Genomic DNA, 17,616 nt, shown 5'->3' with positions numbered 1-17,616 from the left:
AAGGCAACAGGCACTATTATATCAAGCTATCTTGGTGCAATCCAGCAACTATAAGTCGATGCTTATGAAAAAATTCTATTTCGCATTCGCATCTGGCTGATGAATCCCAAATATATTTCCTTCAGTATCAATATAGTATCCCTGCCATGCCATTCCAGGCAAGGCGTACTTTGCCATCGCTACCTTTCCGCCATTCTCCAGAATTTTGGACTCTGTTACATCGTAGTTTTCCACACCCATTGTACAAGCATAACCATTTAGTGCTTGGTTTGGTTCTGGCGAAGCACTTTGGCGCTGCATTAATGCCCCATTGATTCCAAGTTGATTTTCATCGCCAGTCACGGCTCCAAAGTAGGGCATACCCGCATAATCACTCCAATCTTGGAATGTCCAGCCGAACACCTCACCGTAAAACTTCTTAGCCCGTTCCATGTCACTTACATGGATTTCGAAATGAACTAATCTCCCCATAATTACCTCCTATTTTCTATATAAATTCCCTTAAATCATTCAATGCCCGATTTCAATTTCCTCTCTATTATCGTGAAAAATTTGTAAAAATATTCAATCCTATTACAACTTAATTATGAATTTAATAATATAATTCTAAAAAACTAGAGTGTAAGTGGCATCACATATTATTCCAACGAAATTTTCACAACATCATCCAAATATTTCGTTGTATTATATCCATAAATTTCCATCCTTTTAGGAACCACTTTCTCTCCAGCGTCGTTACCGTCTAAGCGAATGCTTTGAACTGTAATGAAGTGACGGGGCTGCTCGATTTCTTCATATGGGAAAGGTATTTCATTCATATCGTATTCTATCCCGTTTTTATCAACGAGCACACCTTCAGAAATTATCTCCATAGAACTGGGCTCATTTTCATCCTCACTCACAATATTAAAGTTAAGCCCCTCATACGCTCGATTCTTGAGTTCATGATTGCTTATGACAATAATGGCAGGTTGTCCCAATTCCAGCTTGTCGATGGAGATTGTACTGCCTGCATATTCAAAGGTTTGAGGATATTCCTTAGCTACATCCAGTTCAATGGTTTTTGGGTCTTCAACAGATAAAGACATAGAGCCGAATTGAACGTTAACCTCTTTTGATTTTTCTCCAATAAGAGGGTCAAAGTGTGTTTGAAAAGTGGTCCAATTCATGTCTTGCTGTGAATCCATATAAGTGCTGCCATACATATCAGTCTTCACTTTTTTATTGTTCACTTTTAGATTGTCAAAATTAAGAACGTCTATACGCTTACCTGGCCGTTCATTATTAATAGCATATTGCAGAATCGTCGCTGTTGGAGCAATGGTTAGTTTATCAAATCGAACTGTGATCCCCTCAACTTCTGTTTCTTTATCCAATGCATATTCGATCGAAGGCTTTTTTGTTACAGGGATCTCGAAGTTCCATACCCCTGTATTATATTCAATGTTTTCGTTTGCCCTCAAACCATTCTTGTCAGAGGAATCACGATTCAATTTCTGAAGCTTTGTGATCTTAAAATTGATGGTCCCGTTATCCGATTTGAGTGGCAGCAGACCAACCTTTCCACGATACACATTCTTTTCTTTATTATTTTCATCCGATTTAAGGTCAGGAGGATAGTACCTTGGATATGTTTCACTATTCATGATTTCATGTTCGTTCTCCACAGAAAAACCCTCTTGAGGCTCTATCACATATTGATTGTCTTCAGCTGTATCTTCTATTTCATAAAAAACAAGCGTCTGAACATCATCAGCAATCACACTCTTGATTTTAATTTTCACTCCATCGCTTTCCGCTTCTAGGTTTAGCCTTTCACCCAGGTCCTGCTGCAGAAAGGCACTCAGCTCTTGATCTTCTTCAGTCCATGTATGGTAGACGTTGGTATAATACCCTGTAAAAACTTCGATACCTATTAATATTGCAAGAACACTTGCAAGAACAATGCCTATTCTTTTACGTTTTTTGTTCTTATGTTGTCTGTACTTTTCTTTTTCTGCCAGCCTAGCTTTGATGTTCTCCATGAAATCAGTTGGCACATGGAAATCCTCCAACCTTTCATAAAAATTCGACATGGTTAACATGACATCCTGAAAGGCAGCCAAATCCTCCTGACAGTCTTGACAATGAAAAATATGTATTTCTAAATCAATCTTTTTTGATCGATCTAGAGTTCTTTCTAAATAATCAATGTAATCCTTATGATACTCCTTACAGCCATTATAGGGTGTTCCATCCCCCATTTCTTTTCTAAGTGACTGGATTCCAGAAAACAAAAGCTCTTTCATCTTTTCCTCTGAAACTTGGAGAAGTTTTGCCGCTTCCTCCTGAGAGATTCCTTTTATATATGTGAGGACCACTGCTTCTTTCTCGTACCCTTTCAATTGATCAAGTCCTTTAAATAAATCCTCATGTGTTTCCCTTTCCTCTGAAGCTTTTAAACTACTTTTATCAGAAAGCTCCCGGCATGCATGAATGAAAATGGATGTAACCCATGTCTCAAATGATGTTTCCCTTTTATATCTCGGCAGCTCCTTGTGGACTTTTATAATGGACCGGTAAAAAAGCTCTTCCATTTGCTGCTGATTTCTAAGATAGGACCACCCCAGGATATAGAACGAATCTTTATGCCGATCGAACCAATCGAAGATGGATTCCACACCTTTTTCTCTTATCGGAGTGATTGCAATGGGATCTATTTTCGCTGGAATCATAAATGTGTTCCTCCCCTCTAAAATTCTCTACATAAACGTGAGAGCGCGACCCATTTTTGCCTATTTTTACCTTCATAATAACATAAAAAACTCATTTGCAATTATTGCAAATGAGTTTTCTATCGTTGACTGACATTATTTATTTCTCTCAAGGCATTGATAAACCGCCATCATATCTCGTTTATTCAACTCACGAATACGATTAAAAATTGGAATATCTGCAACATTCTCCGATAGTAAGCTTTCGGCCACAACATCCCTTACTTTACCAGTGAGCCATGTTTGCACTTCTATGCCATCGACGATTTCCTTACGCCCATCCTCATTGATGCCACTTGCATAACAGCTAACGCATGGTACCGATAATTTATACACACCATCATGGAGATTATCTTCTGAAATGACCTTCTTCCCTTTACAGAATGGGCATGGATGGCTTGCTTTAATCTTATTAATTTGGGTAACAATTTTTTTGTAACCAAACGCTTCATAGACATACGTTAGTTTTTTGTATTTTCCATTGGTGAAATACTTATCAATAATGGTTTCTCTCGTTTCGGCAATATTGGCAAAATCACAGATGGTTATCTGGTTTTTATGGCAAATGGCTTCCATATTGCCTATAATACCGTCCCAAAATGGCAAAGCATTTTGTAAAACTACTTCATAGCCAGCAAAACTCGCCAGCTCCAGTTCTAGCATTTTCAGTCGTACTTGTGTTTCCCTTGGCAGAAAAGAAACATCCTCCGTCAGCACCATGTCTCTGCCAACAATGGATTTCAGTTTTTCCAGTTCTGGCAGCTTCCCTACCGTTTTAATGACCTGATCGATCGGTTGATGGATAATCTCACGGATATCCTTGTCACCAAATCTTAGCTTTTTATGATGGTTCAGCACGGTCCCTTGACATACTGGACAAGTAATCAACTCTTTTGAAGCTTTCATATGCTCCTTAATAATGGATTTGGAAATGAACATATACCGCCCTATGATGATATTAAAGCCCTCCCACGTCCTCCGTGTCTTGCCCGCTTTATCATAGAAAGAATTTTCCCAATATCCGTATAAAAAAGTATGCTTTTCTGCATCTGTCATCTCATTATAGGATTTACTAATATCTTGGCCTAGTTCATTTTTGATCTCATCAAATAAGAATTGCAATTTTGGATATTGATAGTATTTTAATACCTCCATCACGTCTGGATGTAATAAACCATCCCAGAATGGCACGTTTTTATTCTGGATGACTACATCAATATCGAATTTCTCAATTACACGGCGGCCAGAGCAGCTTGGACAATGATTTTCTTGATAATAGAAATCGAAGCTTCTTGTATCTTTATTGATCGGATGGGCAGCGACAATATGGTTGATCAGTCCGCCTATCTCAAATAGAAAACTATATTGACTATACAAATGCCTTTCAAGATCAATGGCGATGACAGGTGCGATGGTTTCAGATTCGTATTCACCATAAATCAAACGGGCCATGGATGATAAGCTTTTTAAGATGCCGCCCTTATAGACGTTTTCTGCATTTTTAAAATAGGGTATATGGTTCTCTTCTAAGTAGTTAATGCCATTTTTTGATGCTAGAGTTGACGAAATAGGCAATGGTACAACACTATTTGTACTGTTATGTTGTCTAAAATATTCATCATGACTGACAACATCAAGATGTCGAACTGGTTCAAGCTGTCTTTTACCAAAATCAATGATAAAATCAGAGCTCTCCATCATATAGGTGTTATGTTCAATCATCATGATGCTGACAGATTCATCTTGAAGAATGCCCCTGACACTATCAATAAACTGGTTTAAAATATTTTGTGACAAACCCTTAGAAGGCTCGTCAAAAATAAACAGGGTATGCGGGTTTCTCGAGTTTGAAAACAGCTCAGAAACTAAATGGACACATTGAAATTCACCCGTCGATAAGGTCTGGGTTTTCCTTTCTAACGTCAAATAACCAAGACCCAATTTGATCAATAAGCTTAAGCGTTTATGAGCGATGTCTTCCTTTGGCAGTTCTTCAATAATATCTTCAATCGAGCGTTGAAAAATATCATCAATTTCCTCACTGTATTTGTTGAGTTTCTTTTTAATATCCAGAAATGTTGCAACCGTTGACCGGCTGGTGATCGATTGATTTCGATCCTGCCCTACCATGACCAATTTATCTTTTGGATATCGTTTCAGAAAATCCTTGGAGATACACTCGTTTACCAGGGTCGATTTACCACATCCTGACTCCCCCGTAAAGGTTACAAGTCTATTTTTCGGAATCTGAATTTCAGCCATTTGAATATTACGACAGTAAAGATCATGAAATTGATAATATTCTGTAGGCATTGCCTGATTTCTTTCGCCAAAAACAGGTTTTGGACGGGGTGATTCCTCAACAATTTTTCCACCGTATTTACCACTGCCAGGCCCAAAGAACAATTGATCATCAGCTGTATTCAGCACTGTGTCAGAATGGTCAATCAGCCAAATTTGATTCTTATAACCCAATTGTTTAATCTGTTCTAAGATTTTCAATAGGGTTTGGTGATCAAGACCAACAGAAATTTCATCAATAATGATTACAGTATTTTCACTTGCCGCCATGAATTCTGCCAAGTAAAGCCTTGTTAATTCCCCTCCTGACAATGTACCCATGATTCGGTTTAATGTTAAGTAACCGATATTCATATTGATGATATTTTGGAGAATAAGCTGCTTTGCCTCACTAATATGTAATTCCTCTGCTAAGGATAGGATGGATTCAATGCTTAATTCATTGATATCTGAAATACTATGCGGTTTTTCAAATAATTCAATTTGTTTCTGCTCCACTTCCTGATTATAGCGCCGTCCTTTACATTTTGGGCATTCGACATTTTTAGTCGTTCCGCGTCCTTTACAAGCCGGACACCATCCTAATTCATTATTAAAGGAAAAAACTTCTGGCGAAAGATAAAAGCTTTCTGCAAGCCGCTCTCGAATCTCTTTAAAAACGCCGGTATGGGTGCCAATTGTTGAACGCGGATTCGAAGAAATTGATGATTTCCCTAGAAAAAGTACTAAAGGCATATCTTCCATCTTGATGGCGCTAAAATTCGTTTCCATTATATTAGAAAACAAATACTGATATTCAGCCTTAGGCAATAAGGAAACGAGACGCTTCTTGGATTCTTCACCAATGGTTTGACAAAAGGTAGTTTTACCAGAACCAGACAAGCCAGCAATTCCGAGCGTCTGATCCTCCGGCAATAGGTAATCTAAACGGTTAATATTGTTGGCAATCAATTGATTTATTTTCATCGGATATCCTCTCTCTCTATTCTCTAAATCTAGTATTGCCATGTTAGCACAATTCCAAATGAATCTGCCTCTAGTTTTTTTCGAATCAAAACGGCCCAGTCCTTTACTGAGCCGCTTGCTTTTTCCTATTCGCTTTTGATTGCTTTTAATATTCTCCTTTTATCACAAAAAACGAGCCCCGAATTGTTCCAGCAAGCTTAGACTTTTGCCTGGCAAACTTAAACTTGCCTTCTAATTCCTTTGGTACCTCCATCCCCTCAGAAAGCTTAAAACCAACGGCCCGCTTTGGCTTAGGGCCATCAACTGTATACATAACATTGACCTCAAGGCCATCCTCATAAAAGACGTAGGCCATATTAATATTTTCCACTTGAAAACGCGACGTTTCTAAAGGCTTGGCCGAAAATTCAATATCACGCTCTTCTTTTAAAATTCGGTTTACATAATCAAGGGTTTCCTGGCTTTCGCTAGCTGGTACAACCGTAAATTCATGCTTGTATTTGTTCATAAAGTAACGGGCTTCATTTGCACGTAATCCAGCAAGCGTTTCCGCTACAGGTGAAGACTCTAAACCAACTGTAGACACATTTTTAAAATCAACGATATAGGACATTTCCATCCCTCCTTTTATCTCTTTATTTCCTAAAAACAGGAAAGGTCATACTATGCCTCTAACACCTTTTTAAGTCCTTCAACCATATTTGCCCAACCATATTTCGCACCATTGAACGCCTGATCTTCTTTTTCGAATCCTGTTTGTTCGAGGTGTAAGTAGGTGGTTCCATCCTCTTCCTTCAATGTCCATGTGACTACAGTGTTGATTGGACCGCCTATCCATGTGTAAGATAACTTGTTAGGCTCGTCGACCACTAATATTTCACAATCTACAATCAAATTCCACTGCGGATTTCGGAATTGACATTTATGTCCGACGATTGGTTTAAAGTCATTAGCCATAATCCATTTCGCAAGAGTATCCGAATCTGTTAATGCATTCCACACAGCATTGATTGAACTTGTAAACTGAAAATCTAATGATATTTCTGCCATCCTTATTCCTCCGCTAATAAATTTTTTAATAGTGCTACTCTTTCATTCCAAAACTTCTCGTAAAAAGATACCCAATCTTTAATTTCCTGTAGAGGAGCTGCATTTAGTCGATACCTTGTTTCTCTGCCCACTTTACGGTCAGCAACTAAACCAGCTTCTTTAAGGATAGCCAAATGTTTAGAAACAGCGGTACGCCCCATTTGAAATTGAGAGGTTAATTCGTGAAGAGGTAGTTCTCCTGCATCTGCCAACAACCGCAGCAATTTACGTCTTGTTGGGTCAGCGATGGCTGCATAAACATCACGCTCAAGATTTTTCTCGTTCAAAATCACCCGCCCCTTACAAATTAGACACCCATTGGTGTCGTAATTATAGGACACTAATTGGTGTCGTGTCAATTTTATTTTAGTCATAAAGTTACGATTCTATTCATTAATTTGGCCATTACCTAATATATAAGATTCTTACTATAAAGAGAGTTTTTTTTGGGAAGGCTTGAATGAAGTGTTTCTTTGGGAGATAAAACGCAATTCATAAGATGGATTAGGCTGGAGGGAAAATACATTAGCCAAAATACACTCTTACACTCTCTTCTTTTTGTGCTGTTGCTAAACAGTTTAGTATAAAATTCAGGATTTGTTTTTGATCCCAGGGTAAGGAATCTTTTTCTGATGGGGAATTATTATTATTAAATAATTGATTGTAGTCATTCAAAGCTTTTTCAATTTGTTGTCTTGAAAAGGTAGAACTGCCGCCTGATCCGCTAACTCCTGCATAGTATTTATTTGCATCAAGTAAACTGTACAGTATGGTTGCATTATAATTCCCCATGCTAAAGCGGGCATATGCGATTTCTTTTCCTGCTTTATTGTATCCTGATATATCATGACCCATTGATAATCCTCCTTCAAAAATAATTTGTAAACCAGCAATGATATACTTTGCCTTTACAAGCTTTTAAATGGTAATAAATAGGTTACATAACTTACCACTCCTTTCACATTTGTTTATATAGAAGAACTTTTAGTTGAAAGCTTATAGAAGGAAAAAGGATGATATGGCAGAAAAATGTAAAGAATCAATTAAGAGGTTGTTCAGAAATGTTTGCATAATGAAATTATTGTTTTGATGGGGGAAATTATGAGAAGAAAAACCCAAGTTTGAAAAAGTAATTAATTAAAATAATATCACATTAAATTCCAAATGAATTTAGTCATTTCTAAAGCTTTTCTACAATTATGTGAACACTTTCTTTAGTTAATCATAAAAGTTAAAGTACCTTAAAAAGGCAACTCCCAAAGGGGGAGTTGCCTTACTTTAAAACGAGCTGCGATACGCACTCCACATGCGTCGTCATCGGAAACATATCCACCGGCTGCACTTCTACTGTCTTATAGCCTCCATCTTCAAGAATACGCAAATCCCGAGCCAAGGTGGCCGGGTTACAGGATACGTAAACAACCTTTTTGGGTTTCATTTCAATGATGGTTTGAAGCAAGGCCTCATCACAGCCTTTGCGCGGCGGATCGACAACAAGTACATCTGCAACATTGCCTTCCTTATACCACTTAGGAATTACAATCTCTGCTTCTCCGGCCGCAAACTCCGCATTCTTAATCCCGTTCAATTCCGCATTCCGTTTGGCGTCCTCAATCGCCTCCGGAACAACTTCTACGCCGAAAACCTTCTTCGCTTTTTGTGCTAAAAATAATGAAATTGTTCCGATTCCACAATATGCGTCAATGACAAGTTCTTCCCCAGTTAAGTTTGCGTATTCAAGCGCTTTATCGTATAGAACCTTTGTCTGCACTGGGTTCACTTGGTAAAATGATAATGCAGAAATCGCAAATTTCACGTCTCCAATATAGTCATAGATGACTTCGTTGCCCCATAACACAGTTGTTTTTTCTCCTAAAATAACGTTTGTCCGTTTGGAATTGATGTTATGGACAATGGACTTAACTTTTGGCAGCCGGGCGATAATTTCCTCTACTATCCTTTTCTGATGAGGTATTTCCGAAGTCTTTGAAATAATCACGACCATCAGTTCACCAGTTTGTTTTCCGTACCTCGCCATAATGTGCCTTAATACACCTTTATGCGATTCCTCCTGATAAGCAGGTATGCCAAGCCCGCTGCAGATTTCCTTCACAGCCTGTACCGCTTCATTTACTTCCGGAAGCTGGATCACACTTTCATCCGTATCAACAATTTCATGGCTTCTTGGCTTAAAAAATCCGGCAATCAGCTTGCCGTCTTTTTTCCCTACTGGCACCTGGGCTTTGTTCCGGTACCGCAAAGGGTTGTCCATCCCTAGAATCGGATGGACGATAACATCTTCGAGTTTACCAATACGCGTCAATACCTGACGAACTTGATTTTCTTTATATTGAAGCTGACCTTCATAGCTAATATGCTCAAGCTGGCAGCCGCCATATTTGTGCTTTTCATTGTTTGGAATATCAACCCGATAGGGGCTCTTTTCATAGAGCTCGATTAAACGTCCAAAACCGTAGCCTTTATTGGCCTTAATCACCTTTACTTTTGCTTTTTCGCCTGGCAGCCCGTTTTGGACAAAAATCGGATATCCTTCCACCTTGGCAACCCCTGCCCCGTCATGGGTTAAATCTTCAAAAACTACATCTATGTAATCATTCTTATTTACTGGCAATGTTCTGCTCATTCGCTTCTTCCTTTGCTCCGTTTTGACTAGATGAATTGTATCACAGAATGGAGAAGAATACGAAATGAGTCCCCGTATTCCGCTGAATTCAGCATTAATTCCGCGAACTTTTTACTTTATTTCGCGAATAACCAACTTAATTTCGCGAGATTTCACAACAATTCCGACGATTAATCATTTATTTTCGTCAAATAAAAAAATAAAGGCAAGAAACTCAAACAATTCCATTTCCTACCTATATTTTATGATTTTTATGAAAAGCTCACATTAAAGCAGAACGAAAATCCAATTTTTGAAGAGCATTTCATATTTACTCGCCAAAAGTCAGTGTTTACTAGCCAAACTTTCATTTTACGCTGCATACTCGCCACTTTTTCCATTTTACTTGCGAAACCCTTTCTACCACCACCCAGATTAAAAACCCGTAAACCGATTTACTTTCCATCCCCGGCCCTTGGATTACTTTCAAATCCGCCTTTCTTATGAGAGCCGTCACAAAACGGCTTTTTACCCGAAAGACCGCAGCGGCACAAATACACTTTTGCTTTTTTCGGAAACTCATTTCCTTCAGCATCGACTAATTGGAAGTCACCAGTTACTGCTAGTGGACCATTGTCCGATATTTTAATTTGATTTTCCATGTTTATCAGTCTCCTAACTTTTTATTTTTTATTATGAATTGGACTATTCATCCTCCATAATGATACAGGGAGTATTACTATCAACAGGTTCGTTTATTTGCACATAAAATGCACAACAGCCATCCCCATTCTGAAGCCGCTGCACTCTATTTACGCTACATCCAAGTAAATGGGTGAGAACCGATAACGTAACACTGCAAAGAATGGGCCGCTTTAAGGCCACATTGTGAAAAGGGCAATTTCTCTCAATCAGATAATATTCTTTACCCTTTTGTACAACTTCCATATAAAAGTCGTTTTTCATATAAAAATCCTTTAGTGCATTTAACCTTTCGATGGTAGTTAAGCCCGCTAATTTCGGTTCCCATTCACGTACTCTTTCTTCAATCATCGCAGAAAGTACTTGTTTAAGTGCCGACTCTCCCAGGTGATTGACCATTGTATCAAGAACTTCTATTGTTAAATGATCGTAATTTTTTTCAAACAAATGCTCTCCTGCTGTGGTTAGACGATAGCGGATATGTGGACGGCCAATTCCATTAGTTTTTTCTGCAAAACGGCTGATCCAGCCATCCCTCTCTAATTGCAGCAGGTGCTGGCGTACGCCCTCTCCAGTAATGTCCAACACTGACGCTATTTCGCTCATGGAAGCTGCCCCATGACTTTTTATGACATGAATAATTCTCTGCCTTGGTTCTGATAAATGCTCGGCTTGGAAACTCAAAAATTCCCCTCCCCGCTGTTCTTTTTAAAAATATATTCATGAATTTAAATAATAGTTCAAGTTTTTTATTGATAAAGTTGATTAATCGAATTAAAATAGCCCAATCTAATGATTAAGCAAAATAGTACATTTTTTAAAGATACGTTATCAATATACACAAGAAGGTGTGCCGCAAAATTGGATATTAAACATTTACAATACTTTATAGAAGTTTCAAATTATAATAGCTTCTCACGTGCCGCAAATCATTTATTTATTACACAGCCTACCATTAGTAAGATGATTAAAAACTTAGAAACGGAACTGGGAGTCGCTCTTTTTGATCGGTCTCGTAAGCAATTAACCTTAACAGATGCAGGGCGCATCATTTTAGAGCAAGCAAAACTTATTGACAAAGCATTTAAGAATTTAGAAATGGAATTGGATAACCTTACAGGACTGAAAAAAGGGCATATTCGCATCGGCCTGCCGCCAATATTTGATGCCCACCATTTCCTTAAGATTGTGGGCAGTTTTCACGAAAGATACCCAGGGATTACCTTCCAATTGGTTGAGGAAGGCTCAAAGAAAATAGAGGAAAATGTTGAAAAGAATCTTCTGGATGTCGGTGTAGTGGTTCTTCCAACTAAGAATGAGATATTTGAGCATTTTTCTTTTATGGAAGAAAACCTTAAACTTATCGTGCACGCTTCACACCCTTTAGCAGAGAAAGAGGAAATCAATTTAGAGGAACTGGCAAATGAGTCGTTAATATTGTTTAACAAGGATTTTGTTCTTAACGATCGAATAATCTTTGCATGTAATAGTGCTGGCTTTAATCCACACATTATTTCGGAAAGTTCACAACGCTCTTTTATTGAAGAAATGGTGGCAAGCAAATTTGGCGTTTCGCTCTTACCCGAAAGTATTTGCCATCATTTAAATAAACATGTAAGGTCAGTCAGAGTTGTAAACCCGTCTATTAGTTGGAACCTCGGGATCATCTGGGGAAAAAATCAATATTTCTCCTATGCTGCAAAAGAATGGCTGCAGTTTACGAAAGACCAGCTTGCAATTTGTTATCAAAACGATTAAAACAGTTCATTTTTGTGAACTGTTTTTTTACTTGTCACCTATATATACATTGCATAGTTGAAAGCATTTACATAGATAAAAGCTATAGGATTGATGAAATATAACCATTTTACTAATGTTCCAATGGGGCTTACACTTGTTTCAGATAAGAAAAACCTTTTAAAAACGTGGATATAGTTTTTACTAACTAATATCTAAGCATGAAAGGATGCAACCAATGAATGCAAAAAAAGTAAAAGAAAGCCGCATTGTTAATACAGCTCAAGTATTATCCTGCGATTTAAATAACTACAATACATTGTTTGGCGGCGTTTTGATGAAAAAACTAGATGATGCCGCGACATTATCAGCCCGCCGTCATTCGAGAGTGAAAGAATGTGTGACGGCCTCAACAGACTCAATCGATTTTTTATGCCCTATTCATCAAACGGATTCTGTTTGTGTTGAATCGTTTGTAACTTATACAGGAAAAACCTCAATGGAAATTTTTTGTAAGGTTATTGCTGAGGATATCATGACTGGCGAACGCCGTATTGCTGCTACCGCATTTTTGACTTTTGTAGCCTTAGATGAGAATAAACAGCCCGTAATCGTCCCAAGTATCATTCCAGAAACGGAAGAAGAAAAGTTTCTTTACCAAACAGGTAAGGAAAGGGCGGAAATCCGTAAATTAAGAAGACAAAAGAGTAAAGAATTAGCAGCGTATATTTCAATAGAAAAACCTTGGGATAAATAAAGGAGGAGCATCTATGATTACTTTATCTAATATAGAAGAATTAAAGGCAGCTAAAGAAAGCATCGAGAACCTAAAAAAGGACTATCCAAACCTTTTTGAAAAACTGTTGGAAGTAATTAATCTAACCCGTGCTTTCCAATTTAAATATCATTACATGGGATGTTTACTAATGGATGAAGATCCTGGTCAATATTCCCCCAATTTTGTCTATGGATCAGTACTCCGTTTATATAAAAAGGAATTACAAAGAGTAAAAAATGATGCTGATTCCGAAGTATTTAAACAATTTTTCGCTAAATTTAAAGGTATTGGATATGCAAAAATCAGCCTTTTAGCACTAGGGAATACTCCTGAATCTTTATTAGGTGCCTCTAGTATTCAATAATCTTCCCCTCATATTAAAAAGGACTGTTGCAACCAGTCCTTTCCTCAATTCTTTCCTTGTTTTTGGAGTGTCAAAAAGAATTGATTGAATTCAGAATTAATCTTCTCATTTAATGGTTGATACCTCTTAAACACAGTATTGATTTCAGTCTCGGAGTAATTTTCTGAATAAATCCTGATTCTTTCATCTGTTAAACTTTGTAATTGATTTACACTTTTTTTCATTCTGTGTACACTATCTGCAATTGTTTGGTGATCTATAATGTTGAATTCCGCCTTTAACAACGTAAGAGAAGATTGTAAATAGTTTGTTAGCGCCATTTGCAAGTAGGAAACCGACCTTAATGATTTTATGATTTTTTCATCATTATCTAGGCTGTTCAATTCAGATCACTCCTTTATTCTTTGTTATCTTTTTCTAGGTCCTTTTTTACCAGCCTTGCCATTGCTGCCTGAGCTGCCGCTGCTGCCTGAACTGCCGCTGCTGCCCGAACTGCCGCTGCTGCCCGAACTACCTGAGCTAATAAATGAACTACTTTCCTCTTCGTGTTGCGGCATCTCTTCCTCGATGAAATCTATAACATTCTCTAATTTTTTTAGTAAAAGCCACTCTTTCATCACAATAGTTTCAAGCAGCCGGTTGACGCCATTATTAAATTTAATAATATCTCCATTCCCTGGACGGGTAGGGAAATTCAAATTTTTTCCTACAAATGCTTGGATCTTCTCTGCTTCCGCATTCATAATGTGGGACAAAGCAATTTCCTCTAACGCAATCGACTCAAGCAAATCAATTACTACTTCTTTCTTATTGGGACGATGCGGTTCTTGTGGGATTGTGGGCATACCCATTTGAGAAAAACCTCCTCTAAACAATTTGCTTTCTCATGTAGTCTATGCCCAAATAGGTTTGGTGGAACCTTTATGACAAGCCTAAAATTGCAAAAAACCCTCGGAAAGAAATAATATTTTACATAGAAAAGTCTTAACGATAAAAAGAATTTATCTCAAAATAATAGACTTCCAAATGCAACTTTTAATTAGAAATACCATAAAATTGGCCATGAAGAAATCATTCATGGCCGGTTTCGCTATTCTTTACAATAGAGCGATTATTTATCACTTACTATCATCGCTAGAGTTTTCTATTTGATTTAAAAAATCAAGAACATTTTCAAATTTAAATTGAAGTAACATTTCTTTTTTGACAATCGTTTGAAGCATTCTTTCTACGGATTTGTTTGCATCTAATAACTCTTCTAGACTGTCTGCCTTTATATCTGGGTTAATTAAATCACCATCATCATCAACAAGTGTACCAATTACTCCTTGAAGCTTTTCTGCTTCTGCATTAATTAAATGAGCTAAGCCCAGCTCTTCAAAAGCAATAGAAGCAAGGAGCAAAAGCGCTACCTGTTCAGAATCAAGACCTTCAATGGGATTAATATCTTCTGGAATATTTGGAAAAGACATGACATCCACCTCCCTTTTTTGAAACTACATTACATTATTCTAATTTGCCTAGATTGTCTGGACTTTTGAGAAAATTAATTGTTAAAAAACATCTAATAATTTGTTTGCTGGTTTGGGCATCAGTTTATATTTATAAAAATTGGATCATCGGTTCGAGCTGGTTTTCCCACACCCATTTAGGGCTATAACGCTGTCGGGCCATAGTTTTAGCTTTCAGTATGGAATTTTCCCTCATCCTATTCACAATGATGTTAGCATGTTCGGTAAGGTACGCTTCTTCTGACGGGTTATAGGTTTCCTTCGTATCAAAACCAAAGTTTCTAGCATCCCACTTCATGAAATAGGCATCCAAATTTTTACCTAACTCCTCTAAAGCAGGCACTCTTTCATTCAAAACGAGGAAATTTCCTTTGCTGGCAGCTTCTAATACGGTTAAACCAAACGACTCTGAAAAGGATGGGCATATAAATAAATTTGATAAACCCAATAATTCCATAACACCTTTTCTTGGAAATCCATTTTTAAATTCCTTTATATCTGAAGTGAAAAATAAATCAGCATTGCTTAATCCATAGACTGTACCTTGTAATCGAATTAAAGCTTTATAGGTTTTAGGAGCAATATCCATACTTGGAAAATCACAGAATATGACTTTAACACTTAGTTCTGTTTGTTTTTTTATGGCACCAGCCAGCATAGCTACCTTTTCAAATTTTTTACCAGTGGTTAAACGTCCAGGGTAAACGATTAATATATCAGGGCTAATTAAATCAGTTTCTTTGTTCAGAAGCTTAATTTCATCGCTTACAAAGTTTAATAAATCTAGACTGTTATTTACGACTCTACATCTTCCCTCTGGGACATTGTATTGTTTAGCGAGAGCCGGTATACCCGATTGTGTTGGATACACATACAATGTATTTGGCATGGAAGAAAAACGTGCTGAAAGCGGCCATTTGGAATTAGGCGGACGATTCGCAGGGGCAGAATGTGTAAAGGCAATAAATTTCACTTTAGGTAATTGTTCTTGGGCTTTTCTAATGGCTACATTATGGACTAAATGCCAGCCTTGATAATGAATATCGTGCATAATACAGACATCGACGTCTTCAAGGTGTTTAACAAAGTCTTTAGCGATGACGTCCGCTTCATTAAAAAAAGTGTTGTGCACTTTTTCGTTTGGTTGGGAATAATCTCGCCAATGTATTTGTTTTCCATCTATTTGGTTTACAATTTTTACCCATTCAATCCGTTCATCTAAAAAAACTCCATATCGATCATCAAGTGGACAGGTTTCGCTCACGAGTAGTTTCGGTTCGATCCCGGAATCTAACATCATCCGGAGCTGTTCAGCTACTACATTTACTAAAGAGTACGTACTAGTAAGGCCATTAAACATGGTAAGCAAAGCAACTTTCATTTAAAAAATTCCTCCTTGCGTGAGATTAGACATTATACTATATACTTGGATAGGGTTACCGGTGAACATAAATGAGGAAGTATATATAAACTAAATTAATTATTGAAAATAGTATCATTGAAGAAACATAGCTTTTTTATGTACTTATTTGTTGTTTGATTAAGGAAAAAGAGGCACCCAAAAAGTTCGTTTTTTTGAATGCCTCTTTTATCGATGTTTGAGTAGTTGATTATGTTGTTGTACTAGTTGGTCTTGAAAGAAATTCAAGAACATTTTCAAATTTAAATTGGAGTAACATTTCTTTTTTGATAATTGTACGCAACATTTTTTCCGCTGAACGGTTAACCGCTAATAGCTCATCAAAACTTCCAGCTTGAATTCCTGTTCTTACTGGTTGTCCATTTATCACAAGCGTACCAATCGCTGCTTGAAGCTTTTCTGCTTCAGCATTAATTAAATGGGCTAGTGCAAGTTCTTCAAACGCAATGCTCGCAAGAAGCAAAAGCGCTACCTGATTAGAATCTAAACCCTCAATGGGATTTATCCCCTCTGGAGGGGTATTAGGAAAGGACATATAAGTTTTCAACTCCTTGTATTTTTTTCTTACTATAATAAGGTATTCAAGAGTTGTCCTATTTGTTTAGGTGGGTCACCTATGAAAAAGCACTTTAATAAATGGAATTGTGGTTGTATGTCATGTGAGAATGATTATATCTTCATTGAAGAAACAACGACACTCCGATTAAAACAATATCGAAGTGTCATTGTTACATAAGAATCTAAGGTACTGTTGTTAGGTGCAATTCCAATTGCCTCAAGAACATCCTCTAGCTCCTTGCACCACTTAAGTTATAGCCTGAAAACGAGCACAAACTGTTTGATTTGTTAGGTCAGCTGCCGTAAAAGGAGTACCTCCGTTTGCGTTAATGACAAAAATACCAGTTTCTCCAACAGCTAGTCTATCTGCAGGCGTATCACGTCCAAATTTATATTGGAAAGTACCACAATCATTTGGTGTTACTCCCCCTTTAGCAGAGTCGAAATCAAATCTTTTTGATGGTGGTGTCATTGAATGCCCAGTAATTTTATTAGTAGAATCAAATTCACGATTGAGTTGAAAGAAAAATTGGTCAATTAACGCGGTAGGGCTATTCGAAGTATTCTTTACCGTAAATGTAATTGTTGATCCATCACTACTAATATTTGCTGTTACATCTGCAGAAATCACTCCAGCAAGTGGTCCTTGTCCTTCTAAATTAGCAATACATACTAATCCTGCGCAATTAAATTCATCACAAGCACATCCGCTGATTGGAGCTCTTGTTGTTGTTGTTGTTGTAGTTGTAGTAGTAGTAGTTGTTGTTGTTGTAGTTGTTGTAGTTGTTGTAGTGGTTGTAGTAGTTGTTGTAGT

The 17,616-nt window shown here is 37.4% G+C and carries 19 protein-coding genes; 3 read left to right on the top strand and 16 right to left on the bottom strand.

Going from position 1 to position 17,616, the window contains the following annotated elements:
• Nucleotides 1–75 precede the first annotated feature (75 nt).
• The 10 genes from V7161_RS06770 to V7161_RS06725 form a co-directional block, all read right to left on the bottom strand.
• Nucleotides 76–471: a VOC family protein gene (locus tag V7161_RS06770; RefSeq protein ID WP_335443385.1), complete on the bottom strand. Its 396-nt coding sequence runs from the start codon at nucleotides 469–471 to the stop codon at nucleotides 76–78.
• A 167-nt stretch (nucleotides 472–638) separates the two neighbouring features.
• A complete protein-coding gene (locus tag V7161_RS06765) occupies nucleotides 639–2,714 on the bottom strand; it encodes a sigma-70 family RNA polymerase sigma factor (RefSeq protein WP_335443383.1) in 2,076 nt (691 codons plus the stop codon).
• Between the two features lie 135 nt (nucleotides 2,715–2,849).
• Complete coding sequence (locus V7161_RS06760; RefSeq protein WP_335443381.1) at nucleotides 2,850–6,020, bottom strand: ATP-binding cassette domain-containing protein; 3,171 nt, start codon at nucleotides 6,018–6,020, stop codon at nucleotides 2,850–2,852.
• Nucleotides 6,021–6,165: 145 nt separating this feature from the next.
• On the bottom strand, nucleotides 6,166–6,633 hold the full coding sequence (locus tag V7161_RS06755; RefSeq protein WP_335443380.1) for a phage tail protein: 468 nt from the start codon (nucleotides 6,631–6,633) through the stop codon (nucleotides 6,166–6,168).
• A gap of 50 nt (nucleotides 6,634–6,683) precedes the next feature.
• Nucleotides 6,684–7,070 (bottom strand): SRPBCC family protein, encoded by a 387-nt coding sequence (locus tag V7161_RS06750; protein WP_335443378.1) that lies wholly within the window; start codon nucleotides 7,068–7,070, stop codon nucleotides 6,684–6,686.
• Between the two features lie 2 nt (nucleotides 7,071–7,072).
• A complete protein-coding gene (locus V7161_RS06745; RefSeq protein WP_335443376.1) occupies nucleotides 7,073–7,396 on the bottom strand; it encodes an ArsR/SmtB family transcription factor in 324 nt (107 codons plus the stop codon).
• A gap of 238 nt (nucleotides 7,397–7,634) precedes the next feature.
• Nucleotides 7,635–7,964 (bottom strand): hypothetical protein, encoded by a 330-nt coding sequence (locus V7161_RS06740; protein WP_335443374.1) that lies wholly within the window; start codon nucleotides 7,962–7,964, stop codon nucleotides 7,635–7,637.
• 418 nt (nucleotides 7,965–8,382) lie between these two features.
• On the bottom strand, nucleotides 8,383–9,753 hold the full coding sequence (gene rlmD, locus V7161_RS06735) for a 23S rRNA (uracil(1939)-C(5))-methyltransferase RlmD (RefSeq protein ID WP_335443373.1): 1,371 nt from the start codon (nucleotides 9,751–9,753) through the stop codon (nucleotides 8,383–8,385).
• Nucleotides 9,754–10,187: 434 nt separating this feature from the next.
• Nucleotides 10,188–10,394: a CDGSH iron-sulfur domain-containing protein gene (locus V7161_RS06730; protein WP_335443371.1), complete on the bottom strand. Its 207-nt coding sequence runs from the start codon at nucleotides 10,392–10,394 to the stop codon at nucleotides 10,188–10,190.
• Nucleotides 10,395–10,437: 43 nt separating this feature from the next.
• Nucleotides 10,438–11,118 carry a helix-turn-helix transcriptional regulator gene (locus V7161_RS06725; RefSeq protein ID WP_335443369.1) on the bottom strand — a complete coding sequence of 227 codons (681 nt, stop codon included), beginning with the start codon at nucleotides 11,116–11,118 and terminating at the stop codon, nucleotides 10,438–10,440.
• Between the two features lie 177 nt (nucleotides 11,119–11,295).
• On the opposite strand from V7161_RS06725, the gene cidR reads away from it, so the two are divergent.
• From cidR to V7161_RS06710, 3 genes are all read left to right on the top strand, one after another.
• Complete coding sequence (gene cidR / locus V7161_RS06720; protein WP_335443368.1) at nucleotides 11,296–12,192, top strand: cidABC operon transcriptional activator CidR; 897 nt, start codon at nucleotides 11,296–11,298, stop codon at nucleotides 12,190–12,192.
• Nucleotides 12,193–12,409: 217 nt separating this feature from the next.
• Complete coding sequence (locus V7161_RS06715) at nucleotides 12,410–12,928, top strand: acyl-CoA thioesterase (protein ID WP_335443367.1); 519 nt, start codon at nucleotides 12,410–12,412, stop codon at nucleotides 12,926–12,928.
• 13 nt (nucleotides 12,929–12,941) lie between these two features.
• Nucleotides 12,942–13,313, top strand: coding sequence for a hypothetical protein (locus V7161_RS06710; RefSeq protein ID WP_335443366.1), 372 nt, complete (start codon nucleotides 12,942–12,944; stop codon nucleotides 13,311–13,313).
• Nucleotides 13,314–13,357: 44 nt separating this feature from the next.
• Here the strand turns inward: V7161_RS06710 and V7161_RS06705 are convergent, their stop codons facing one another.
• The 6 genes from V7161_RS06705 to V7161_RS06680 form a co-directional block, all read right to left on the bottom strand.
• Nucleotides 13,358–13,696, bottom strand: coding sequence for a hypothetical protein (locus tag V7161_RS06705; protein ID WP_335443364.1), 339 nt, complete (start codon nucleotides 13,694–13,696; stop codon nucleotides 13,358–13,360).
• Between the two features lie 24 nt (nucleotides 13,697–13,720).
• Nucleotides 13,721–14,164, bottom strand: a complete 444-nt coding sequence (locus V7161_RS06700; protein WP_335443362.1) for a hypothetical protein — start codon at nucleotides 14,162–14,164, stop codon at nucleotides 13,721–13,723.
• A 267-nt stretch (nucleotides 14,165–14,431) separates the two neighbouring features.
• Nucleotides 14,432–14,785 (bottom strand): hypothetical protein, encoded by a 354-nt coding sequence (locus tag V7161_RS06695; RefSeq protein WP_335443361.1) that lies wholly within the window; start codon nucleotides 14,783–14,785, stop codon nucleotides 14,432–14,434.
• A 130-nt stretch (nucleotides 14,786–14,915) separates the two neighbouring features.
• Nucleotides 14,916–16,205: a glycosyltransferase gene (locus tag V7161_RS06690; protein WP_335443359.1), complete on the bottom strand. Its 1,290-nt coding sequence runs from the start codon at nucleotides 16,203–16,205 to the stop codon at nucleotides 14,916–14,918.
• Between the two features lie 229 nt (nucleotides 16,206–16,434).
• Nucleotides 16,435–16,779: a hypothetical protein gene (locus V7161_RS06685; protein ID WP_335443357.1), complete on the bottom strand. Its 345-nt coding sequence runs from the start codon at nucleotides 16,777–16,779 to the stop codon at nucleotides 16,435–16,437.
• Between the two features lie 270 nt (nucleotides 16,780–17,049).
• On the bottom strand, nucleotides 17,050–17,616 hold a 567-nt coding region (locus V7161_RS06680; protein WP_335443355.1), incomplete at its 5' end, for a hypothetical protein.

The sequence above is a fragment of the Neobacillus drentensis genome, assembly GCF_036965425.1.
GTDB classification, from domain to species: domain Bacteria; phylum Bacillota; class Bacilli; order Bacillales; family Cytobacillaceae; genus Neobacillus; species Neobacillus drentensis_F.
Note: the sequence above shows the minus strand (reverse complement) of the source record. Positions and strands in the feature narration are given on the sequence as shown.

Bases quoted from the DNA above. Each gene is read 5' to 3' on its own strand.
- V7161_RS06770 (WP_335443385.1), bottom strand. From the start codon at position 471: ATGGGGAGATTAGTTCATTTCGAAATCCATGTAAGTGACATGGAACGG.
- V7161_RS06765 (WP_335443383.1), bottom strand. From the start codon at position 2,714: ATGATTCCAGCGAAAATAGATCCCATTGCAATCACTCCGATAAGAGAA.
- V7161_RS06760 (WP_335443381.1), bottom strand. From the start codon at position 6,020: ATGAAAATAAATCAATTGATTGCCAACAATATTAACCGTTTAGATTAC.
- V7161_RS06755 (WP_335443380.1), bottom strand. From the start codon at position 6,633: ATGTCCTATATCGTTGATTTTAAAAATGTGTCTACAGTTGGTTTAGAG.
- V7161_RS06750 (WP_335443378.1), bottom strand. From the start codon at position 7,070: ATGGCAGAAATATCATTAGATTTTCAGTTTACAAGTTCAATCAATGCT.
- V7161_RS06740 (WP_335443374.1), bottom strand. From the start codon at position 7,964: ATGGGTCATGATATATCAGGATACAATAAAGCAGGAAAAGAAATCGCA.
- rlmD (WP_335443373.1), bottom strand. From the start codon at position 9,753: ATGAGCAGAACATTGCCAGTAAATAAGAATGATTACATAGATGTAGTT.
- V7161_RS06730 (WP_335443371.1), bottom strand. From the start codon at position 10,394: ATGGAAAATCAAATTAAAATATCGGACAATGGTCCACTAGCAGTAACT.
- V7161_RS06715 (WP_335443367.1), top strand. From the start codon at position 12,410: ATGAATGCAAAAAAAGTAAAAGAAAGCCGCATTGTTAATACAGCTCAA.
- V7161_RS06710 (WP_335443366.1), top strand. From the start codon at position 12,942: ATGATTACTTTATCTAATATAGAAGAATTAAAGGCAGCTAAAGAAAGC.
- V7161_RS06700 (WP_335443362.1), bottom strand. From the start codon at position 14,164: ATGGGTATGCCCACAATCCCACAAGAACCGCATCGTCCCAATAAGAAA.
- V7161_RS06695 (WP_335443361.1), bottom strand. From the start codon at position 14,785: ATGTCTTTTCCAAATATTCCAGAAGATATTAATCCCATTGAAGGTCTT.
- V7161_RS06690 (WP_335443359.1), bottom strand. From the start codon at position 16,205: ATGAAAGTTGCTTTGCTTACCATGTTTAATGGCCTTACTAGTACGTAC.
- V7161_RS06685 (WP_335443357.1), bottom strand. From the start codon at position 16,779: ATGTCCTTTCCTAATACCCCTCCAGAGGGGATAAATCCCATTGAGGGT.